Origin of the sequence: Heyndrickxia faecalis, from assembly GCF_040267745.1 — a bacterium.
Taxonomy (GTDB): domain Bacteria; phylum Bacillota; class Bacilli; order Bacillales; family Bacillaceae_C; genus Weizmannia; species Weizmannia faecalis.
Genome location: NZ_CP158453.1, coordinates 3398793 through 3418506 on the forward strand (window position 1 = coordinate 3398793; position 19714 = coordinate 3418506).

Annotated in this window: 17 protein-coding genes and 1 pseudogene; 10 read left to right on the forward strand and 8 right to left on the reverse strand. The window is 42.6% G+C overall.

The window, feature by feature from the left end:
* Nucleotides 1-9: 9 nt before the first annotated feature.
* A complete protein-coding gene (locus tag ABR335_RS16125; protein ID WP_014096427.1) occupies nt 10-414 on the forward strand; it encodes an NUDIX hydrolase in 405 nt (134 codons plus the stop codon).
* A gap of 367 nt (nt 415-781) precedes the next feature.
* The gene (locus ABR335_RS16130) at nt 782-2302 is read left to right on the forward strand and encodes an IS5-like element ISBco3 family transposase (protein WP_043052461.1); all 1521 of its coding nucleotides are present in this window, start codon (nt 782-784) and stop codon (nt 2300-2302) included.
* Nucleotides 2303-2476: 174 nt separating this feature from the next.
* On the opposite strand, the gene ABR335_RS16135 is transcribed toward ABR335_RS16130, so the two are convergent.
* Nucleotides 2477-2965, reverse strand: a complete 489-nt coding sequence (locus ABR335_RS16135; protein ID WP_014096428.1) for a GNAT family N-acetyltransferase — start codon at nt 2963-2965, stop codon at nt 2477-2479.
* A 315-nt stretch (nt 2966-3280) separates the two neighbouring features.
* A complete protein-coding gene (locus ABR335_RS16140) occupies nt 3281-3820 on the reverse strand; it encodes a GNAT family N-acetyltransferase (RefSeq protein ID WP_014096430.1) in 540 nt (179 codons plus the stop codon).
* A gap of 355 nt (nt 3821-4175) precedes the next feature.
* Between ABR335_RS16140 and ABR335_RS16145 the strand changes: the two genes are divergently transcribed.
* Nucleotides 4176-5405 (forward strand): MFS transporter, encoded by a 1230-nt coding sequence (locus ABR335_RS16145; RefSeq protein ID WP_026683796.1) that lies wholly within the window; start codon nt 4176-4178, stop codon nt 5403-5405.
* 1255 nt (nt 5406-6660) lie between these two features.
* Here the strand turns inward: ABR335_RS16145 and ABR335_RS16150 are convergent.
* From ABR335_RS16150 to ABR335_RS16160, 3 genes are all read right to left on the reverse strand, one after another.
* Nucleotides 6661-7656 (reverse strand): LLM class flavin-dependent oxidoreductase, encoded by a 996-nt coding sequence (locus ABR335_RS16150; RefSeq protein WP_026683797.1) that lies wholly within the window; start codon nt 7654-7656, stop codon nt 6661-6663.
* Entirely contained in the window at nt 7653-7952 is a 300-nt protein-coding gene (locus ABR335_RS16155; RefSeq protein WP_026683798.1) for a YkvR family protein, read from the reverse strand. Before ABR335_RS16155 ends, ABR335_RS16150 begins: the two co-directional genes overlap by 4 nt.
* Nucleotides 7953-8140: 188 nt before the next feature.
* Complete coding sequence (locus ABR335_RS16160) at nt 8141-9094, reverse strand: ArsR/SmtB family transcription factor (protein ID WP_230951734.1); 954 nt, start codon at nt 9092-9094, stop codon at nt 8141-8143.
* 392 nt (nt 9095-9486) lie between these two features.
* Between ABR335_RS16160 and ABR335_RS16165 the strand changes: the two genes are divergently transcribed.
* Nucleotides 9487-10275 (forward strand): hypothetical protein, encoded by a 789-nt coding sequence (locus ABR335_RS16165; RefSeq protein ID WP_026683802.1) that lies wholly within the window; start codon nt 9487-9489, stop codon nt 10273-10275.
* 5 nt (nt 10276-10280) lie between these two features.
* Nucleotides 10281-10739 (forward strand): annotated as a pseudogene (locus ABR335_RS16170) (hypothetical protein).
* A 148-nt stretch (nt 10740-10887) separates the two neighbouring features.
* Here ABR335_RS16170 and ABR335_RS16175 read toward each other — a convergent pair.
* Entirely contained in the window at nt 10888-11499 is a 612-nt protein-coding gene (locus tag ABR335_RS16175; RefSeq protein WP_350346384.1) for a TetR/AcrR family transcriptional regulator, read from the reverse strand.
* Nucleotides 11500-11601: 102 nt separating this feature from the next.
* Between ABR335_RS16175 and ABR335_RS16180 the strand changes: the two genes are divergently transcribed.
* Both ABR335_RS16180 and ABR335_RS16185 read left to right on the forward strand, forming a co-directional pair.
* Nucleotides 11602-12171, forward strand: a complete 570-nt coding sequence (locus ABR335_RS16180) for a cysteine hydrolase (protein WP_014096440.1) — start codon at nt 11602-11604, stop codon at nt 12169-12171.
* Nucleotides 12172-12237: 66 nt separating this feature from the next.
* Nucleotides 12238-13644 carry an MFS transporter gene (locus ABR335_RS16185; RefSeq protein WP_017550289.1) on the forward strand — a complete coding sequence of 469 codons (1407 nt, stop codon included), beginning with the start codon at nt 12238-12240 and terminating at the stop codon, nt 13642-13644.
* Between the two features lie 173 nt (nt 13645-13817).
* Here ABR335_RS16185 and ABR335_RS16190 read toward each other — a convergent pair whose 3' ends face one another.
* Nucleotides 13818-15572: a methyl-accepting chemotaxis protein gene (locus ABR335_RS16190; RefSeq protein ID WP_061565119.1), complete on the reverse strand. Its 1755-nt coding sequence runs from the start codon at nt 15570-15572 to the stop codon at nt 13818-13820.
* Between the two features lie 340 nt (nt 15573-15912).
* On the opposite strand from ABR335_RS16190, the gene ABR335_RS16195 reads away from it, so the two are divergent.
* The 3 genes from ABR335_RS16195 to ABR335_RS16205 are packed head-to-tail and all read left to right on the forward strand — an operon-like array spanning nt 15913 to nt 17639.
* Nucleotides 15913-16236 (forward strand): PadR family transcriptional regulator, encoded by a 324-nt coding sequence (locus ABR335_RS16195; RefSeq protein WP_014096443.1) that lies wholly within the window; start codon nt 15913-15915, stop codon nt 16234-16236.
* On the forward strand, nt 16229-16789 hold the full coding sequence (locus ABR335_RS16200) for an HAAS signaling domain-containing protein (protein WP_014096444.1): 561 nt from the start codon (nt 16229-16231) through the stop codon (nt 16787-16789). Before ABR335_RS16195 ends, ABR335_RS16200 begins: the two co-directional genes overlap by 8 nt.
* Entirely contained in the window at nt 16782-17639 is an 858-nt protein-coding gene (locus ABR335_RS16205) for a DUF4097 family beta strand repeat-containing protein (protein ID WP_014096445.1), read from the forward strand. Before ABR335_RS16200 ends, ABR335_RS16205 begins: the two co-directional genes overlap by 8 nt.
* Nucleotides 17640-17710: 71 nt before the next feature.
* On the opposite strand, the gene ABR335_RS16210 is transcribed toward ABR335_RS16205, so the two are convergent.
* The gene (locus tag ABR335_RS16210) at nt 17711-19444 is read right to left on the reverse strand and encodes a methyl-accepting chemotaxis protein (protein WP_350346385.1); all 1734 of its coding nucleotides are present in this window, start codon (nt 19442-19444) and stop codon (nt 17711-17713) included.
* Nucleotides 19445-19714: the final 270 nt, after the last annotated feature.

The following is a 19714-nucleotide window of genomic DNA, read 5'->3' on the forward strand; positions in this document are numbered from 1 at the left end:
AGGTATAACATGAGTTTTGTTTTGCCTGTTTCCGTTAAAGGCATTATCATACATAACGGTCACGTATTACTGCTAAAAAACGAACGCAATGAATGGGAGTTGCCGGGAGGAAGACTCGAGAAAAACGAAAGTCCAGAAACATGCGTGAAACGTGAAATCAAAGAAGAACTGAATTTAAAGTGCAGCGTTGAAAATATTATTGATTCGTGGGTATATGAAGTCCTTCCAAATAAATTTGTGTTTATTGTAACATATTTCTGTGTATGCGACAATTTGTCACATATTCAGATAAGCGAGGAACATATAGAATACAAATGGATTAAAATAAACCATTTAGAAAACGAACTTATACCAGAAGGATACAGGCATTCAATAACAGCGGCGGCAAAATTGGTTTACGAAAAAAAAGGATAGTCAGCAAACCCTTATAATTTGGGCTTGCTAAACGAATCTAATTTTGGATTGTATCCGGTTTGTCAGCATGCTGTTTTCGATTTTATATGAGAGTATTTACGATGTTACAGGCTCCTTGTAGCCCAAGGATTTGAAATAGAAGTGACCAGACGAAAACAATCGAGATCTACAAAAATGAGGTTGGACAAAGCCCCCACCCCAATACAATAAAAGCTGGAGAGCCTGCACCATCAGTGAGTTAAAATAGGGCTTGCTGAATAAACAAAAATTCCAGATTTGACAAGGATTTTGGCCACTTTTGTCGAATATAAAGTGTAAGGATTTTATAGGAAACGTGTAAAAAACCTTGCACTTGGAGGCCGTTACGATGTACAAAAAGACTGAACATCAATTAACTTTTGTAGAAGATTTTTTTCTACCATTCGGTGGAAAATTAAATAAAGAAAATCGCTGGGTCCGTCTTGCTGAATTAATCCCTTGGTGGAAGGCTGAAGAAAAGTATGCCAAGTCCTTCAAGAAAAAGTTCAAAGGTGAAAAGGCTTATTCTGTCAGAGTTGCTCTTGGGGCTCTCTATATCAAAGAACGGCTTGGGCTATCTGACCGGGAAACAGTCGAACAGATCACGGAAAACCCGTATCTTCAGTATTTTATCGGGTTGCCTGAATTCCAGGAAAAAGCCCCATTCGATCATTCTCTGATGACTCGTTTTAGAAAACGTTTGGGTGCAAACATCATCAATGAACTGAATGAATGGATTGTTCTGGAAGAACAAGAACGCCAATCGGAAGAAGCATCTAAGGAAAATGACAACGATGATGATCACCATGATGATGACGATCATAGTAGTGGTGATCATCAACCTTCCGGTCCTGCTTCGGAAGAGAATTCAACTGGATCGGCTTCTCCTAAAACGAAGAACAAAGGAAAGCTCATTCTGGACGCAACCTGTGCACCGGCTGATATTGCTTACCCTACTGATCTGGGGCTTTTGAACGAAGCCCGTGAGAAACTGGAACATATCATTGATGTACTGCATGAACCGCACAAAGGAAAATTACCAAAGCCACGGACCTACAGAAAAAGAGCCCGCAGGGACTATCTTTCTGTCGCTAAGCAACGCAAAGCTGGAGCCCGGAAAATCCGGAAAGCTGTCGGCAAACAACTTGGATATGTGAAACGGAATCTGGAGATCATTGGAAATCTCATTTCCCAAAGCTCCCTGTCTCTTTTGAGCAAAGATGAATACCGACAACTCCTCGTGATTCATGAACTTTACCGCCAACAGGCAGAAATGTACAAAAAGAAAACACATCGGATTGACCACCGGATTGTGAGCATTTCCCAGCCGCATGTCCGTCCAATTGTGCGTGGCAAGGCAAAAGCGAACGTGGAATTCGGCTCAAAAGTCGCCATTAGCGTTGTAGATGGCTATGCCTTGATTGAGCAACTCGACTGGGAAAATTACAATGAAGGGATCACCCTTAGAGAATCTATTGAGAACTACTACAACCGGTTCGGATTTTATCCAGAAGCGATTTTAGCAGATAAAATCTACCGAAACCGTGACAACCTAGCATACTGTAAATCTCTTGGCATTCGTCTGAGTGGGCCAAGGTTGGGACGCCCATCCAAAACGGAAGACAAAACCTTAGAACGCGTGGCAAGGCAGGATGCCTCCGAACGTAATGCCGTTGAAAGCAAATTTGGCGAAGGCAAGCGCAAGTATGGGCTAGGCCTTATTCGAGCACGCCTTCAGGAGACCAGTGAAACAGTAGTAGCCCTTCAATTCCTTATAATGAATCTGGAGCGGAAGCTCAGGGTTCTTTTTTTGAAATTTTTGTACAACACTATTTTATATTTTAATAACCGTAATTTGGCTTGTATCTGACAGAATCTGATTCGTTCAGCAAGCCCTAAAATAGTTTTAGGCCCATTCTTAATAACACAAATGGGCCTGTTTACGTGCAAGGTCTTGGAGATTCAGACCGGCTTCGTCTTATACCGGGTGACCCTGTTGAAGCATTAAAAAAAGAAAAGGGAGAAAGGCCGTTAATACTACCTGTTATTGACTAAGCTGCTTTTCTAATATCTCTCCCGGAAGCCCATCCATCTCACAAATCTTTACAGTACAGAAACCATTTTTTAACAGAATCTTTTTTGAAGCAGTGTTATTTGGATCTATGATTGCAGTAAGCTTATGCAGACCGGCATGATTGGCTGCGTTGATTAATTTACTGGCAATTTGACCGCCGTAACCTTTTCCCCAATATTCAGGGAGTAACATATATCCAATTTCAGCCTCACTCGGCACTTCTTCATTTAAAACCAGGCTTCCGAGCCCGATGAATTTTTTTAAGCCGACATAAACTTTAAATGTCCCAAACTGTTTAAACTTTTGGTTTCGATCTAATACTTTTTGATATTTTTGCATTGCTTCCTCTATTGACAACGCCCGTTCCGTTATCATTGCCATTACATCCGGGTTAGAGTAAAGTTTTAAATAATCATCAAAATCATCAGATCCGAACTTTTCTAAATGAATTTCTTCCATTGTAAAAACCTCACAATATACAGTTATTAAACCGGCCGGGCTTTCTAAAAAACTGAACCGCCCGGTTGCAGCATGACGTATGCCTCATATTCCCATCGAACCTTGAATAAATCATCACTTGTCAAACGAAATTGCTTTTTCTCTCCTAAAAAAATCATAAGCATTTTCTAGTGCGAATTTGCTCTGACAAATTGCGGAAATTCTTTCGTTTTGGAGTAAAAAACAAATGACTACTTCAGGGCTTTCGCGTTTCCCGGTTCCATGCATGACAGAAGTCCCCAATTTAGTTCCATGTTACCGCCCAACTCTTTTTTACTATTTTTGTGTCCGGTCAGAAGAAAGTAAACTATAAGAGTAAGAATCGTAAAATTTACCATTTACACAAGTCCAATGGCGCAATATTCCTTCTCTTGTGAAGTTGAACTTTTCCAGTAGCTTACATGATGCAGTATTCTCCAAAAAAACATATGCCGAGATTCGTTCCAGATTCCACTTGTTAAATATTTCATTCAGAAACAGCCCTAGCATTTCAGTAGCCAACCCTTTTCTCTGATGCTCAGGCGCTACAATATAATCAATTTCAGCTCGCATATTTCTTGCATTGTATCTTTTGAGCGTGATGATTCCGACAAAATCGTCTGTAGCTTTTAAATAAGCTGCATATCTTATGCCGGTTCCTTCTTTTTTCATTTGAATATTTTGTTCTATAATTTTTAAAACCTCCTGCTTGTTTTTAGCAGCCATTCTTCCAAAAAATCTCATGACTTCTTCATTAGCATATAAACTGAATAAACCGTCTAAGTCTTTTTCAGATATGCTCCTCAATATAATTTTATTATTTGCTAATAATGGCATAATATGATCCCTCATTTTTTAAATATTTGAGTCTATTATAATGAAAAGGTGACACAAGAACGAATGATAAGACATTGTTGTTGTGTAAAATATTACCCATTGAGAAAATTACCCCCCTTTTCCTACAGGGAAAAAATCATTCAGATACACCAACTTTATTACTATGATTTATCCTTAACATCCCGTACAATGCATGACTTAAAACATTTAAAAGGCGGCAACTTTGGCATTGATGCCAAACGCCAAACACTTTATAATATTTATTATCAAAAAATTCTTTCCAAAGGAGCCGTTGTCCAATGTGATGTAAGCCTCTTAAACAGCTATAAAAACTGAATAAAGGGGCTTGATCACAGTGAAGCAACGCTCATTCGGATGTCTGGTGTTTGGCCAGTGCCTGGCGAATGCAGGGGATGTGTTTTATATTGTCGCATTGATTTCCCTTGTCTATTCTGTCACGGGATCGACGCTGTTTGTGTCGCTTGTTCCATTCACCAACACGTTGACGATGTTTGTCAGCGGCTTGATTGCACCGATATTGTTGGACCGTTTTTCGCTCAAAAAGGTGCTGGTGTATTCGCAGTTGATCAAAACATTGCTCTTAATGGCATTAGCTGTTTACGCAATGGTTTTCATTCAGCCTGCTACAATTACCTTGCTGTTTCTGCTCGTTGGGCTGATTTCATTTTTTGACGGGTGGGCTTCACCTGCCAGGAGTTCCATGATCCCCCGGCTTGTTCCACGGGATCAGCTCGTAAAAGCAAACAGCCTTGTCTCTATTACAGACCAGTCCATCCAATTAGGGGGTTGGGCGCTTGGCGGGATCATCCTGTCCTCATTCGGTTCAACCGGGATGTTTTGGATCACCTTTAGTGTGTATATGCTTTCCACCTTGATGATGGGTTTCATTGTGGACAGGAAGCACGCAAACTGGCAGGAAAAACAGGGTAATGCTTTGAGGAAAGCAATGGTGGAAGGATGGCAGATCATTTTTAAAAACAGGGCGTTAAGAACGATTCACTTGCTGATGGTTTTTGAAACAGTTGCGAGTACGGCCTGGCTGTCTGCCGTCCTGTATGTTTTTATTCGGGAACGCTTGAAAACAGGGGTTGCGTGGTGGGGGTACTTAAACACGGCCTTTTTTATCGGCATGTTGCTGGCCGGCTTTGTCGGCTACAGGTCCGCCCTCATCAAAAACCGGCCGATCCTGACTGTGGTCACCGGTAGTGGGATGGTGTGCCTGACCACACTGTTTTTCGGTTTCAATACCGTTCCATGGGTAGCATTGCTGCTCATTGCGGCCAACGGGATATTCGACCAGCTTAAAGGTATCTCTTTACAAGTGATCTTGCAAACTACTGCAGACGACCGGATGCTGCCGAAAATCTATTCCACCCAAAATGCTTTGGTCACACTCGTTTTCGGGCTTTCTACCGTGGCGGCCGGGGCAGTCTCAGACCGGTTCAACATTATTTTTACATTCATCGGTGCATCCGTGCTTTTGATGATTTCTTTTGTTATTCTTTTAAAAAAGAAAAATACTTTAATCACGGAACAGCATGAAACCACCTCAGATGTAAAGTAAAATAGAAACCTGCTCTCACTTCGAGCAGGTTTTTGCCAATTCGGGTGATAAAGCGGGAAGGCGGGAAGATTGGATCAGGAGAAGATCTGGTTGAAAAAATTTGCGGTTATTGAAGTGGTATTTGGATTGCTAGGTGTTCAAGTATTAAAACCATTTGCATCAATCCCACTTGATCACACTCCTAACCAGTTGTCTTAGGATTTCCAAACTCATTGGAAAACATTGACTTGGTGACGGGAATAACCTGGCCGATTCCTTTCTTTGCATGCGTTGTTCTGTTCATACTTGGGTTAACAACGCTGGGGATATTAGACCCTTTTCACCTCTCCCAATTCCGATTTTGTCATGAAATGGATGGATCTACGAGAAAAGGCACTGCCTCTGTTTCTAAAGACGGGTTATAGTTGTAGTGTATTTTTTATTATACAATGCTTCTTTGGATCCATTTATTTTTTCGGCTATAATACTACTAAAAATAAATGATGAAACAAGATATTTCGTTATTTTCATGAGAATATCCCCAATAATAGTAAACATCTGTGCCTTTCACGTAATGTACTTTGACTTTCTCTTGACTTGGTTTATCCCATACTTCCTTTACATGCTTAGAACTTTTCCCGAATATTAAATTACCTTGAAGCACGAGAGCGTTTAATTGACAATCCGCTGGTTAGATAGAACTGTCTCGATAAAACCTCTAATTAGGACTTGCTGAATTGAATAAGCAAAATTTCTAGATTTGGCAAGGATGCTGGCAGCTTTGGCAAGAATTAATGCAAGGGTTTTATAAAAAATGAAGGGAAAAGCTTACACTTTGAAACGCGCCCTATGTGAAGAAAGGACGTCGTTTTTTCGTGCTTCCTTAACATAGACGCGCTCTATGTAAAGAAAGGACGTCTTTTTTTCACGCTTTCTTAACGTAGACGCACTCTATGTAAAGAAAGGACGTCTTTTTTCCACACTTCCTTAACATAGACAGCCTCTATGTAAAGGAACAATGTCATTTTTCCGCGCTTCCTTAACATAGGGCTTACTGAATAACCAAAATCCCCAGATTTTTACAGTATGCTGACAGCTTTGGCAAAAAGTTCTAGAGCTTGCTGATAAATTGGGTGAAAACTAGAATCGGATTCGTTCAGCAAGCCTTCATTAGACATTTGGCGAGTTAGGGGAGCATATAGATAAAAGCCCACATCTTCCATCAATTAGGAAAAGTGGGCTTTTATTGCCGCTAAAGGCCATTCAGTACTTTGCTTCACCCCAGCACTTCTTCCGCAATAAGCCTGTAAGAATGTATCCGGTCCTGGGGAGAATGGGCAATCGTCAAAATCATGATTTCATCCGTTCCGTATTTTTCCTGCAACTTAGTGAATGCCGCGTGTACTTGCCGCGGATTCCCGATCACCATGTTTTGCTTCATTTTTGCCAATTTCTCTTTGTCTTTTCCGGTTAATGGATAAGATTTTGCTTCTTCAATGGACGGCACGGATGCTTGTCCCCCTTTTTCCGCCTGCAGCTGCCATATCAGGGAGCTCCATGCCACTTCTTCCGCTTTCTCAGCTGTTTCGGCGCATACTGCGGAAACGGTTAACAAAGTTTGCGGCGTATCCCCCGGCTTACGGGGGGTAAAAGCCTGCTCATATTGCTTTAAAATTGCCGCGCCATCCTGTTCGCTCATGAACTGGCCAAACGCATACGACATGCCGTACCGGGCAGCCAGCACGGCACTTTTGCCACTTGTGCCAAGCAGCCAAGCATGCGGCGGATCGGCCGGGACAGGGGCAGCCTTGACGCGGGAAAAAATATTGTCTTCCGGGAAATCGTGATGGAGAAAATGAAGCAATTCTTCCACCAGTTCCGGCATCTTGTACACTTTTTGCAAAAATTGATCGGATAATGCGCTGGTTGCTTCGGCAGAACCGCCCGGCGCCCGGCCAATGCCGAGGTCAATGCGGCCTGGAAACAACACGGAGAGCAAATTGAACACTTCCGCGACTTTGTACGGTTTATAATGCGGCAAAAGCACGGCCCCGGAGCCGATCCGGATCGTGCTCGTATGCGCGCCGATAAAACCGAGCATCACTTCGGGCGCACTGCTGGCAATACCCGGCAAATCATGATGTTCCGCAACCCAGTACCGCGTGTACCCGAATGACTCGCCTGCACGGGCGAGTTCCATCGCGTTGTACAGGGCGTCTTTCGCTGTCTGGCCGGAAGAAATGGGTGCCTGGTCTAAAATACTGAGTTTCACGCTTTGTTCTCTCCTTCTTTCACTTCCAGCAATGCTAAATGGTAGTCGCCGACCTGACCTTTTTCGTACAGATTCGTAATGGAAGTGGAATATTCCCGGATCGTGCCCCTGAAAGCAAGCCCCTTTTCAGGCACTTCCACATCAAATTTTTCCTGATACAGCAAGGTGGCAATATCATGGTAATCATCGCTTGTGACCTTGAAGTCAACCACGATCTGCTTCAACCCCTGTACGTCCTCTTCCCGATAACGTTCCACATCAATCTTCCGTTTGTTTAATACGATATAGGATACCAAAAAACAACACCTGCTTTCACCTATTGTCTCCTTTTAGTCTACATGCACGGCTGCACCAAGTACAGGAGAGAGGCTTGCCCGTGCCACCAGTGCTTCCCAGAAACGGATCAACAAATCATTCCGCTTGAAACGCATTTCCTTAAAGGGCACCTTAGCTGCTTTCTAAAACAAACCGGCCGAATCAAGCATCAATCGAAAGCCTTTAAAAATTGCTCCCCCTCCAATTGTTTTGCCCAGCGCCTGAACTCGCTATGATTGATAAAGTAAATATTATGGCTTTTTTGCTTGGTTTCCGTGATGAGCTTGCAACTTTTCAAAATGTTCAGGTGCCTGGAGATCGTGGCAGGGTTCAGGTCTAATTTTTCGGCCATCTCCTGGGCTTTGATTCCTTCCTTTCTTGCAATCAAAGACAAAATCCGTATACGCATCGGCTCTGATAACGCTTTGCCAAAAAAGGAGATTTCATCCAATGTGGCCGGCGTGTCATTGATCTCAAAAGGGGAAGGAGCGGGCAATGGCTGGTCCACATATGCTGTAAGATCATAAACGAGATTTAATTCGCCCCATCCCCAAATCAGGATGAACTTTGGTGAAACAAAGTAAGAAGGAAAAAAGCGAACCACTTCTGTTTGCTTATTCTCAGGAAATTGTTCAGGAATCGTTTTTCCCTTCAGCAGCCTTCTCAAAACCTCATTTAGCCCTTTCGTATTCAGGTCCCTTGCCAGTTTGTCATTCGCTTGCTCCCAAAAAGACGCCACATGCCTTGCTATTTTAAAAAAATATTCCTCATAGTATGCAGACCATAAATCGACCAACTCTTGATGCCAAACAGGCCAATTTTCCGCAAAAGCCAACTGTTCCTGGTGCACGAATCCGCCCTTTTTTTCAATTCTTTGCTTTATTTCATTTGACGGTTCGGGCGAGTTTTCAAAAATGGTTTCAATTTCCTCCACCTCCAGATACCGGCCCAATAAGTAATAAAGAAAACGGGGACGATCCATCTGTTGAACCCAATGGATAAAATCCTGAATAGAATGGGGCTGGCTTAGCCCAATCACAAGCTCAGCAAGCTGGGCCCCCATCTCAAAACCGCCGTAGTACCTTTTGAGTAATCCTTGATTTTCCGTATAAAAATTTTGCAAGTTTATATCTTCCCATTCCAACCGCCCTTGCATGAGATAGCATTTTCTTAAAGATGCCATCATTTCAAAGACAGGAGAGGTTAAAAACTCCAATTTAATTTGAAATTCATTTGAATCAGGGGTTAATACTGCCATATGACCACAACTTTCTTATATTTTATCTATTTTCCATACAATACGAGAATAAAAATCATCGATGGCTTTAGCGACAAGTGCTTTGGAATCGGATGAAGCAATGATGTACCCGCCTCTTGTAAACGAGTCACGGCTTCCGGGGATGTGCTCCCCAATCCAATCAGATTCATCCCATTATCCCGGCCAGAACGCCGCGGGTATAAATGCCTTCCGTATTCGGCAAGCTATCCTAAATGGGCTTTTTAAAGGTGGATAAGATGGACAATTATCGTAACGATAATACAGCCAGGCGATATAAAGCACATGTTAGTATTTTAGGGACTACGCAATTGCATTTAAGAAATCCTTATATCATTGCATGGTGGTCCGCCGCGTTTCCCGGATTCGGGCATTTGCTGTTATCCAAATATATCAGGGGATATGCTTTATTTATCTGGGAAGTTGTCGTTAATTTGAAAGCAAATGTGAACCTTTCCATGATTTACTCGTTTCAAGGAAATATTGACATGGCAAAAGCCGTACTGGACACAAGATGGCTTCTCATGTATATTCCTGTTTACCTTTTTGGCATTTGGGACAGTTATCGCACAACCGTGGATATGAATAAGATTTATCTGTTAGCAGAACGGGAGGAACACCGTTTTAATTCTTTTTCATTGGGCGCATTGGAGATTAACTACCTGGATAAGCGCAACCCCCTACTTTCCGTTATGTGGTCATTATTTGTCCCGGGATTGGGGCAGCTCTATATACACAGAGTTTTAACAGCAATTTTTGTCATCGTATGGCTGGTGGTGTTTTATTACCAGTCCCATTTCCAGGAAGCGGTTATACTTTTATTTTGGGGCAAAATAAAAGAAGCAACTTCGGTTATAAACCCGGAATGGCTTCTTTTCATCCCTTCACACTTTGGGTTTGCCGCTTATGATTCGTATATGAATACAGTCGAAAACAACAAACTTTTCGATAAAGAATTACGACAATATTTAACCCGGCATTACCAGCCGGACGGTTTCCGGATACGAAAAGAACAAAAAGTGAAGTGATTGGTTTGCAGCTTTTTTCTACATTCGAAAGTAACGGATTTTTGGAAATGGCCATTTCAACACTGGAAAAGAAAGGGATTCCGAAAGAAAATATATTTGCGGTCCCGCTGGATAACCGAAAATAAGAACGGAAAATTTTTGATACGCTCCACCGCTCGGACGGTACAAGCCTAATTGATATCGGCATGGGGATCGCCACTGCATTTTCTGTAATCGGCGCAAGCATCGGCTTTAAACTCGCCTGGGGGCCCATTTACTGGGGGCTGATTAGTGCATTTGCCGGGTTTATTGTGGGTTTTGCCATCCGGCTTGTAATGGAGCTGTTCATAAAGAAAAAGAAGCGTGTTTTAAAAGGGAAACACGCTGAAATCATTTTAATTGTTGAATGTGATTTGTCACAAGCAGAATCGGTTGAAAATATACTTTGGAGCCATTTTGCATTAGGGGTAGCAAAATTAAAATAATGGGTTTTGTAAGTACAAACAGGCCATCCTCATTGCCAAGGGGATGGCCTCTCTTTACATCGTGAAAAACATTCCGCAGTGTTTTCCCTTCCCCTTACCATTCTCTCAACAAGTGTACATGCATGGCGAGTGACCATAAATTTATCCGTCATGAAACAAATGTGATATAGAGCAGTTCCAATATTTCCTCGGGGGAATATCCGCGCACTTCCCGTTGATACAAGTAGGCATCACTTTTTAATGCCTCGAGCAGCATGTCCGCTTTGAAGACATTGTTTCGAACGGCTTCTTTTTCATTATTCATCTCATGATACAGTTCTACCAGCAACCGGTGCAATTCATCATATAAAGGGCTGCGTGTTCCTGCCTTTTTTCGATTTGTTGTACCGGCGTCCTCCACACCTTTAAGCAATTGCATTTTGCTTTCCCTGAAACGGAGAAATATACGGAGAGCGCCTTTTAATCGCTGTTCCGGCGGCTCTTTCCGATTGTGTTCCAAATACGTTTGAATGTCTTTGAAACACGAAACCACATTGCCTTTTATCAAATCCAGACATAATTCTCCTTTATTTCGATAACGGCGGTACAGCGTTCCCGGCCCAATCCCGGCTTCTGTGGCAATTTGATTCATGCTGACTTGTTCAACCCCGAACTGCTCAAACAGCCGGATTGCGGTAGCCAATATACGTTGGCGATTCTCAGCTGCATCACGCCGTTCCGCCCGTGCGGAGCCTGGTTTTTCATCCTTCAACTTTATCACTCCCGGAAAAAATCGTTGACAAGCGGAGACATCTCCGTTTAATATGAACTGGAGAGCTCTCCACTTCTTAATATTAACCAAATGAACAGGAGTTGACAATTCATGCAAAATCAATCCAGTAAAGCTGCATTGTTGGTCTTGGATATGCAAAACGGCATGGTATCCCGTTTTGCCGGAAATGAAACAATGCTGCGCCCGAATCAAAAAGCAATCGAAAGCGCCCGTGCACATCATATCCCGGTTATTTTCGTCCGTCTTGGATTTAGTAAAGGTTACCCTGAAATTAACCAAGGCCATCCAACTTATGCCCGAGTTGCTGAATACGGCGACATGACCATTTTCGATGAAGCGACACAGATCCACCCATCCGTTCAACCTTTAGAAAATGAACCGGTTGTTACAAAATACCGGATAAGCGCCTTTTCCGGCAGCAATCTCGAAATGATCTTGAAAGCCCAGGAAATTGACACACTCATTCTTAGCGGCATTACCACAAGCGGTGTCGTTTTATCGACATTGCGGGAGGCCGCTGATAAAGATTATTCCTTAATCGTACTCCGGGATGCCTGCCATGATGGCAATCCCGACATTCACCACATGCTGATGGAAAAATTATTCCCTGTCCAGGCAAAAGTAATGACGGTCAGTACCTGGGCCGGCACTTTGGATTAAAAAAAGGGCCTGTTTTGAAATCAGCAGAACAGGCCCTGCCAACCAAGTCGAAGGAAGGAATGAAACTTGTTCCACACTGGTAAAAAGAAAAACAAAGCTGCAATTGAAAATCACTTTAATCAAAAACTGATATTGCCAATGATTTTGGGTTCCATTCTCAACCCCATCAACTCTTCTATTATGTCAGTGGCGCTAATTCCAATCGGACAGGCATTTCATGTTCCGCCTTCAGAAACCGCATGGCTTGTTGCCGCTTTATATCTTGCTACTGCCATTGGGCAGCCGGTAGTTGGGAAGCTGATTGATCTGTTCGGACCCCGTTCCCTTTTTTTAACAGCGACTTCATTGGTCGGAATTTCAAGTTTCATTGCCATTTTTGCCCCGGGTTTCTGGTGGCTTGTTGCAGCAAGAATTTTGCTCGGATTGGGTACGTGCGCCGGGTATCCCGCATCTATGTACCTGATTCGCAGTGAAGCTGAACGAACAGGCGAAGCAAGCCCGGGAAGCATCCTGGCGACGCTCGGAATAGCAAGCCAAACGATTGCCGTGATCGGGCCTGCCCTAGGCGGTATACTCATCGGTGCCGGGGGTTGGAAAAGCATTTTTATCGTCAATATTCCATTATCGCTTGCTTGCATTTTATTGGGATACTTCCGATTTCCTAAAGCCCCGCCAGAAGCGATGAAAGGGAAAAAGCTTCTTGCCATTGATTTTACGGGCATTGCCTTATTTGGCATCACATTAACTTCCCTTTTGCTGTTTCTCATGCATCCAAGCTTGTCGAAGATTGCTTTTTTGATAGTAGCAGGGATTGCAGGGGCCATTTTTGCTGCGGCCGAGTTAAAAATAAAAAATCCTTTTATCGATATTCGGGTATTCAGCGGGAATATCCCTCTGGTTCTCACTTATGCAAGAGGGTTGCTTTCAGGTCTGGTTGCTTATTCCTTCATTTATGGGTTTCCACAATGGCTGGAAGACGGAAGGGGTTTATCCGCATCTAGCGGCGGGCTGCTGATGTTGCCGATGTCTTTAACCGCCATTGCCGTAACCCGAGTGACCGGGAAAAGCCCCGCCATCCGTTTAAAATTAATAGCTGGCAGTATTGTTCAGTTTATCGCCGTCTCATTGCTGCTTTTTACTCATCATACAACGAGTGTTGTTTTGATCGCCTTTATTGTCCTTCTGCTGGGGATTCCACAGGGTCTTTTGAATCTGGGCAACCAGAATGCCGTCTATTATCAGGCGAATCCAAAACAAATCGGGGCTTCAGCCGGCTTGCTCCGAACATTTATGTACTTGGGCGCCATTCTTGCTTCGGCGGCAAACGGGCTGTTTTTAAAATCCGGGGCAAATACGCCGGGAATTCATCATATCGGCTTATTTTGTGGCGGCGTCACCTTGCTCCTCATCCTGATTACCGTGCTGGATCATTCGTTAAGCATCGTAAACGATAAAGCCGGAGTGAAAAGGTAAAGTTAAAAATGCCCGGTTTAATCAAACGTTTGATTAAACCGGGCAAATGCCGTTTCTTTCTGGCCATGTGCAGCGGGATATGTAGAATCCTTCCGCGTGAACTTTTGGCCGGATGTTGTCTGCTTTCCTTCGCTTAAATGCCTATGCCGCTTGCTATTTAAAAACCAGTTCACTTATAACTTAAATTTTGAAACAAGGGAATGAAGATGCTCCGCAATTTCCACCAGTTTATGCGCGCTTTCAGCCACTTCCTCCATAGAACTTCCAATTTGCTCGGTTGCTGCTGACGTTTCCTCAACACCTGCTGCTGATTGTTCAGTAATCGCTACGATTTCTTGTATAGAACCATTCATTTTTTCGGTTGTGCCGGAAATTCCTGACAAATTGGCAGCCACTTTTCGAATATGGGCAACCATGTCTGAAATCCGCTCATTGATCTGCGTAAAGGTTTCCTTTGTTACGCGAACGGTTTCTGTGCCTTGCTGTACTTCCTCATAGCTTTCATGCAAAGAATCCGTTACTTCTTTCACATCTTTTTGGGTTCCTGCAACAATCCCGCTGATTTCACTAATGGAACTTGCAACTTGTTCAGCCAGCTTCCGGACTTCTTCTGCGACAACGGCAAATCCTCTTCCGCTTTCTCCTGCCCGCGCCGCTTCAATTGCTGCGTTTAAAGCAAGTAAATTTGTTTGATCGGAAATCTCCTTAATGACCGTCACCAGTTTAGAAATTTTTTCCGAATGCTCATTCAAAGACTGAAGCTTCCCGGTAACTGATTGGATGACCTGATCAATTTTTTCCATTTGGCCCGAAGAGCGGTCCATTAGTTCATTCCCTTTATGCGCCAATGTCATAATTTCATTTGTAGATTGATGAACCTCATCCGCCTGTGCATTCGCCTCCTGCACATTGGATGTGAACTGCTTCATATTTTCAGACAGCTTTCCGGATTGATCTGCCTGTTCTTCAGCTCCGGATGCCAGTTCTTCCATCGTTGCGGTGATTTGCTGCGACCCTGTTTTTACTTCATTAGCCGCTTGCGCAAGCTCCTCGCTGGAATTTGACAACAGCCCTGAAGAATCTGCAATCTCATGGATCAGGCCCTTCAGTTCATCCTGCATATGGTTAATGCCGTCCGACAGCTTGCGGATCTCATCTTTCGTCTTGACCTTGATGTGCCCGGCCGTTAAATCATGGCCCGAAATTTTTCTGATATGATCCATTACCATTCCAAGCGGGGCTGCAATACTTCTCGTGAACAGCCATATGATGAACAGCCCGACGAGAAGTGTGATGCCCATAACGATTAAAAGTGAGTGAAGGATTTGTTCGGCCGGCTGGTTAAAATCTGACATATAGGCGCCTGCACAAACCGTCCATCCCCAGTAAGGATCCTTTTTTGCATACACCACTTTTTTGCCGACTTTGTGTTGATCATTCGGGTAACTGTATGAGAAATAGGTAAATCCGCCTGTTTTCCCGGCTCCAAGGACTTTATTGGCATAATGATTCCCGTCAGCATCTTTTTCATTTGAAATATTTTTTCCTTCTATAAAAGGATGCGCCACTTCAGTTCCTGTATCATCCAAAATAAACATGTATCCGTTTTTTCCCAAATCAATGCTTTTATTAACCGGACGTGTGCCATCCTTTTTCTTTTCACCGAGAATGGCAATTTTTACTTTTTCTTGTGCGTCACTTAAAGAAATTTTCCCACTTTTCACTTCCTCATCCAGTACAGCTATCAACCGGATTGTTTCATTGACATTATTTTTTAGATTGGTTTTTCCCAGTTCATTTAAACTGGCGGCACTGCGGTTATAGCTTAAGAAACCTAAAATAAGCATTGGCACCACCAAAAGAACAATGGAAATGGCCATAAGCTTTTGCCGGATGGAGTGAAAGTCTTTCAATTTGGCGATCTTCATTTTGCTATCCCTCTTTTTTCAGAATCATTCTTAGACCTCGCGTTTGGTCAAGAATATTCGGTTTTCTACCCTGTTTTATCGGATAAAGTTTGAAATCCTTTACTTTTATAATTTTCTGACCAGCGTTCCAACCTCGTCCTAGTGGATGTTTTCCAAAAATGGGTTTTTACACTGCCGCTTTCTTCCCCGGCACCAACTGCCAAAATTTTTTCCGGATTTTTGAAAAAAATGATTCCGGTACCTTGCAATAATTAATACTGTGTGTTATTCTCTTGTTAAACGCAGTACTGAATATAAAACAGTACTGGCCGGTGTGCAACGGGAAGGATGTGAAGAAAGTTTGAATGTCCAGTTTAAAAAGGGGGTTTTGGACCTCTGTGTGCTCGTTTTATTAGATAAACAGGACCGCTACGGATATGAACTTGTCCAAAAAATTTCGGAGCAGATTGACATTTCCGAAGGCTCTATCTACCCCCTGCTGAGGCGGTTAACAAAAGAAGGTTACTCTACAACGTATTTAAAGGAATCTACAGAGGGGCCACCGCGCAAATATTACAAACTAACAGACAGTGGGAGGACTTTTCTCCACGAACTGCTCCTGGAATGGAAGGCATTCTCTGATGGGGTGAATCAACTGATAAAAGAAGGTGTGACTCATGAATAAAAAACAATTTTTATCCAAATTGGAATCTTCGTTGAAAAGCCTTCCTGCCAATGAACGCCAGGATATTTTGCAGGATTTTGAAGAACATTTCACCATTGGCTTGCAGGAGGGAAAAACAGAAGAACAAATTTCAACTTCCCTTGGTTCCCCGCACCAGATTGCAAAAGACATGGTTGCGGCCTACCATCTGGAAAGAGTGGAGACAAAGGCAACGTTCGGAAATATTTTGCGCGCAGTATGGGCCACGATTGGATTGGGATTTTTCAACTTGGCCATTGTACTGGGGCCATTTATTGCGTTGGCCGGCATTATTTTTTCCGGCTGGATTACAGGAATTGTGTTTTTGGCTTCTCCTTTCCTGTTTCTCATAAACATCCTCCTGTATCCGGAAACATTCACGCTTTTTTACTTATTTGTTTCCATTGCCACTTGCGGGATCGGATTTTTTGTCGTCATCGGGATGTATTTTGCGACCCGTACATTAATGCAAGGCTTTATCCGCTATTTAAGATGGAATGTAAATCTGATCAAAGGGGGGCTGAAAAATGGATAAAATAAAGAAAATGTCACTTGTGGCGTTGGTACTGTTACTTGTAGGGATTGTTGGAAGCCTCCTTACATTCAGGCCCGTCTTCCGGCAAGAAGCCAAGTTGGAAGAAAAAGTCATCCACGAAAAGTTCAGCCGAATTCAGATCGCAACCGATAATACCGCAATTGAGATTTTACCAGCGACTGGTTCGGCAGCAAAAATCACAGTATCAGGCAGGGCCGAAAAAGGTTCTGCATATCACTTGTCTACGGATGTTAAGAACGCTGTGCTCTCCATCAATGTAAAATATAAACAACGAAATTTCGTCAACTTCTTCCCTTCATCCTCGTCTTTAAAAGTGTATGTGCCGAAAAAATGGTATGAATCATTGCAAATTAATAGTAACGACGGGCGCGTCCGGGCGGGGGATTTTCGGGCAAGAGAGATGCGCATCCATGTAAGGGATGGAAAAATTGAACTGAACCGTATCAACGCGGATACGATTACGACAGAGGCAAGTGACGGATCAAGCACCCTTGAAAATGTGAAAGCCTCCCTAGTCAAAGTAAAATCGGATGACGGAAAAATAGTTTTAAAGCATTTGGATAGCCGGGTTTCGGGTAAAACCACTGACGGAAGTATCCTTTTTATCACTCGTCACTTGAATCATCCGGTAGAACTGCGAGCAATTGACGGCAATATCAAAATACAAACGGAGAAAAAACCGGATAATGCTACAATCAGTGCAAGTACAGTAGATGGAAAAGTTAACGTTTTTGGCAGCTCTAACAGAAATATGACGTTCGGCAGGGGAAAATCTATGATCCAGCTTTTCACTGCAGATGGAAGTGTCACTGTGGAAAAAACAAAGTGAATTTCTAAAAACGGCGGGACGTTCGTAATGTCCCGCTTTTTCTATAGGCATTTATTAAACCCCGACGCAAGCTATCCGAGCTGTGATTCAATATTGGACAGTAATTCTAAAACCTGGTTGGAGGCTTCTTCCAACTGTTTTAGCGCACCTTCTCCAGTTTTCACCTCTCCCCTTTTAAAACTTTCCACTGCCTGTCTTGCATAATGATGGACTTCTTTATGCGGCTTTTCCAATTGTTTAAAAGCATCTATTTTCCTGATATTTTCAGGCAAATTTCCGTAATACCATTGGCCTAACCGGCAAGTTTCGTGAGAAGTCAACTCGTTTTCATCAATATTTCCCAGTCCCATCAGCATGTTATATACTTTCCACTTCCAAAGCAGGTGATCCGTTTTCGTGATTCTTACAATATCTTTTGAGCTAAACTTAATGTTAATCGTAAAAAAGTTTTTCCTAAAGTGATCCATTTTTTTGCTTAAATCAAATACTAATTTTGCTGTTTTTCGTGCAATCTCCTGGGACTGCTGACTGTGATTTCTTATCGTACTATTTAAATTTGCAATTTCGTTAATGGTTGCGGACTGTTCTTCACTCATTGAGGCAATTTGTGTAATCGATTCATTGATGTTTTCCATCATTTTTACAATTTCCATAATTTCTGTACCGGCAAGTTCGGCATGGCCGACACTTTCCTTTACAATTTTGCCTGTTTGCTGTATTTCTTGGATGACCTCATTGGCCACTTTTTGCAGCGCTTCCATGTTCGATGTAATACTGGAAATTTGAACTTTCGTATGTTCTGACAGCTCCCGGATTTCTGAGGCAACAACGGCAAAGCCAAGCCCGTTTTCTCCAGCCCTTGCAGCTTCAATGCTGGCATTTAAAGCAAGAAGATTGATTTGGTCAGCTATCCCCCTGATCACATTTATAACATCTTTCGTATTATGAATTTCTTTATCCAGCAGCTCCACTTTTTCAAACACGTTTTCATATACTTGCCCGACCATTTGAATATCCCCAAGCGCATGATCTACTACTCTTTTGCTTGTAAACACAGACTGGACTGCCTGGTCGGTCCCTTCCGCAACTTTGGTTGCATATTGGGCCACTTCCTGAATGGATGCGCTCATTTCTTCCGTTGCCGCCGAAACATTATCCGTCTCTTCTATTTGCCTGTTCATCGATTCAATTAATTGTTTGGTTTCATTAATTTTCGTTGTCTCATTCAGCATATCTGACATACCAAACAAAAAAGTTCTGAACGTTTCTTCCATATAGACTTCCACAATTAATTGTTGGTCAAACGCAGCTAACTTCTGAACAGCAAGGACAACCTTTGTCATTTTGTCGGGCGTATGATGTAAATGCTTCATGAGTATAGATCCCATCGATTGAATCAAAAAATGGTGGGCTGCAATAAAATTATCAGCCGTTAAATTAATCCTGCTATGGACTTTGCCAATTTTAATTCTTGTAAGCACATAGGTTTTATCCACTTCTGCTTGAAAAAACTGCTCCACATATGTTTTTAAAGTTTCATACAGCCTGTCGAGGGTAGAATATCGCATAATGAGTTTATGAAATTGTTCAACTGAAGTAAGCCTTTCATAAAAAATTTGAACCATCTTTTCCTTATAAGGCTCTATAATCGCTGCCGCTTCCCGAACATTTTGTAATGTTTCCTGATCCACACCGAGGTAATTTAATTTTTCCCGTGCTCTTCCCCCAATTTCCGTTATATCCGTATCATCGCAATAATGCATGTACTGGTCCCATGATTTTAACTTTTTTAAAAAGATCCCCATAACACTCTCCCTCTTTCCATTGATTTCCACATTATTACTATTTTCACAGGAAAAAAGTCACAAGTCAAGCGTTTCCATTCAATATTCTGTCTATATTTGGCGAATAGAAATGAATTTAAAGTCCTATTGTATGCCAAAAATATGACGCAAGGTTCACTAAAAAAGTAGAAACTCTGTATATTACTCGAAGGGGTAGATGAGCAAAAAAATGGGAGGGCACTCTGACATCTAAATGTACACTTTGAAATGAAAATGTAGGAGGTTTCATTC

Bases quoted from the DNA above. Each gene is read 5' to 3' on its own strand.
- ABR335_RS16180 (WP_014096440.1), top strand. From the start codon at position 11,602: ATGCAAAATCAATCCAGTAAAGCTGCATTGTTGGTCTTGGATATGCAA.
- ABR335_RS16165 (WP_026683802.1), top strand. From the start codon at position 9,487: ATGGACAATTATCGTAACGATAATACAGCCAGGCGATATAAAGCACAT.
- ABR335_RS16140 (WP_014096430.1), bottom strand. From the start codon at position 3,820: ATGCCATTATTAGCAAATAATAAAATTATATTGAGGAGCATATCTGAA.
- ABR335_RS16135 (WP_014096428.1), bottom strand. From the start codon at position 2,965: ATGGAAGAAATTCATTTAGAAAAGTTCGGATCTGATGATTTTGATGAT.
- ABR335_RS16200 (WP_014096444.1), top strand. From the start codon at position 16,229: ATGAATAAAAAACAATTTTTATCCAAATTGGAATCTTCGTTGAAAAGC.
- ABR335_RS16210 (WP_350346385.1), bottom strand. From the start codon at position 19,444: ATGGGGATCTTTTTAAAAAAGTTAAAATCATGGGACCAGTACATGCAT.
- ABR335_RS16205 (WP_014096445.1), top strand. From the start codon at position 16,782: ATGGATAAAATAAAGAAAATGTCACTTGTGGCGTTGGTACTGTTACTT.
- ABR335_RS16130 (WP_043052461.1), top strand. From the start codon at position 782: ATGTACAAAAAGACTGAACATCAATTAACTTTTGTAGAAGATTTTTTT.
- ABR335_RS16190 (WP_061565119.1), bottom strand. From the start codon at position 15,572: ATGAAGATCGCCAAATTGAAAGACTTTCACTCCATCCGGCAAAAGCTT.
- ABR335_RS16125 (WP_014096427.1), top strand. From the start codon at position 10: ATGAGTTTTGTTTTGCCTGTTTCCGTTAAAGGCATTATCATACATAAC.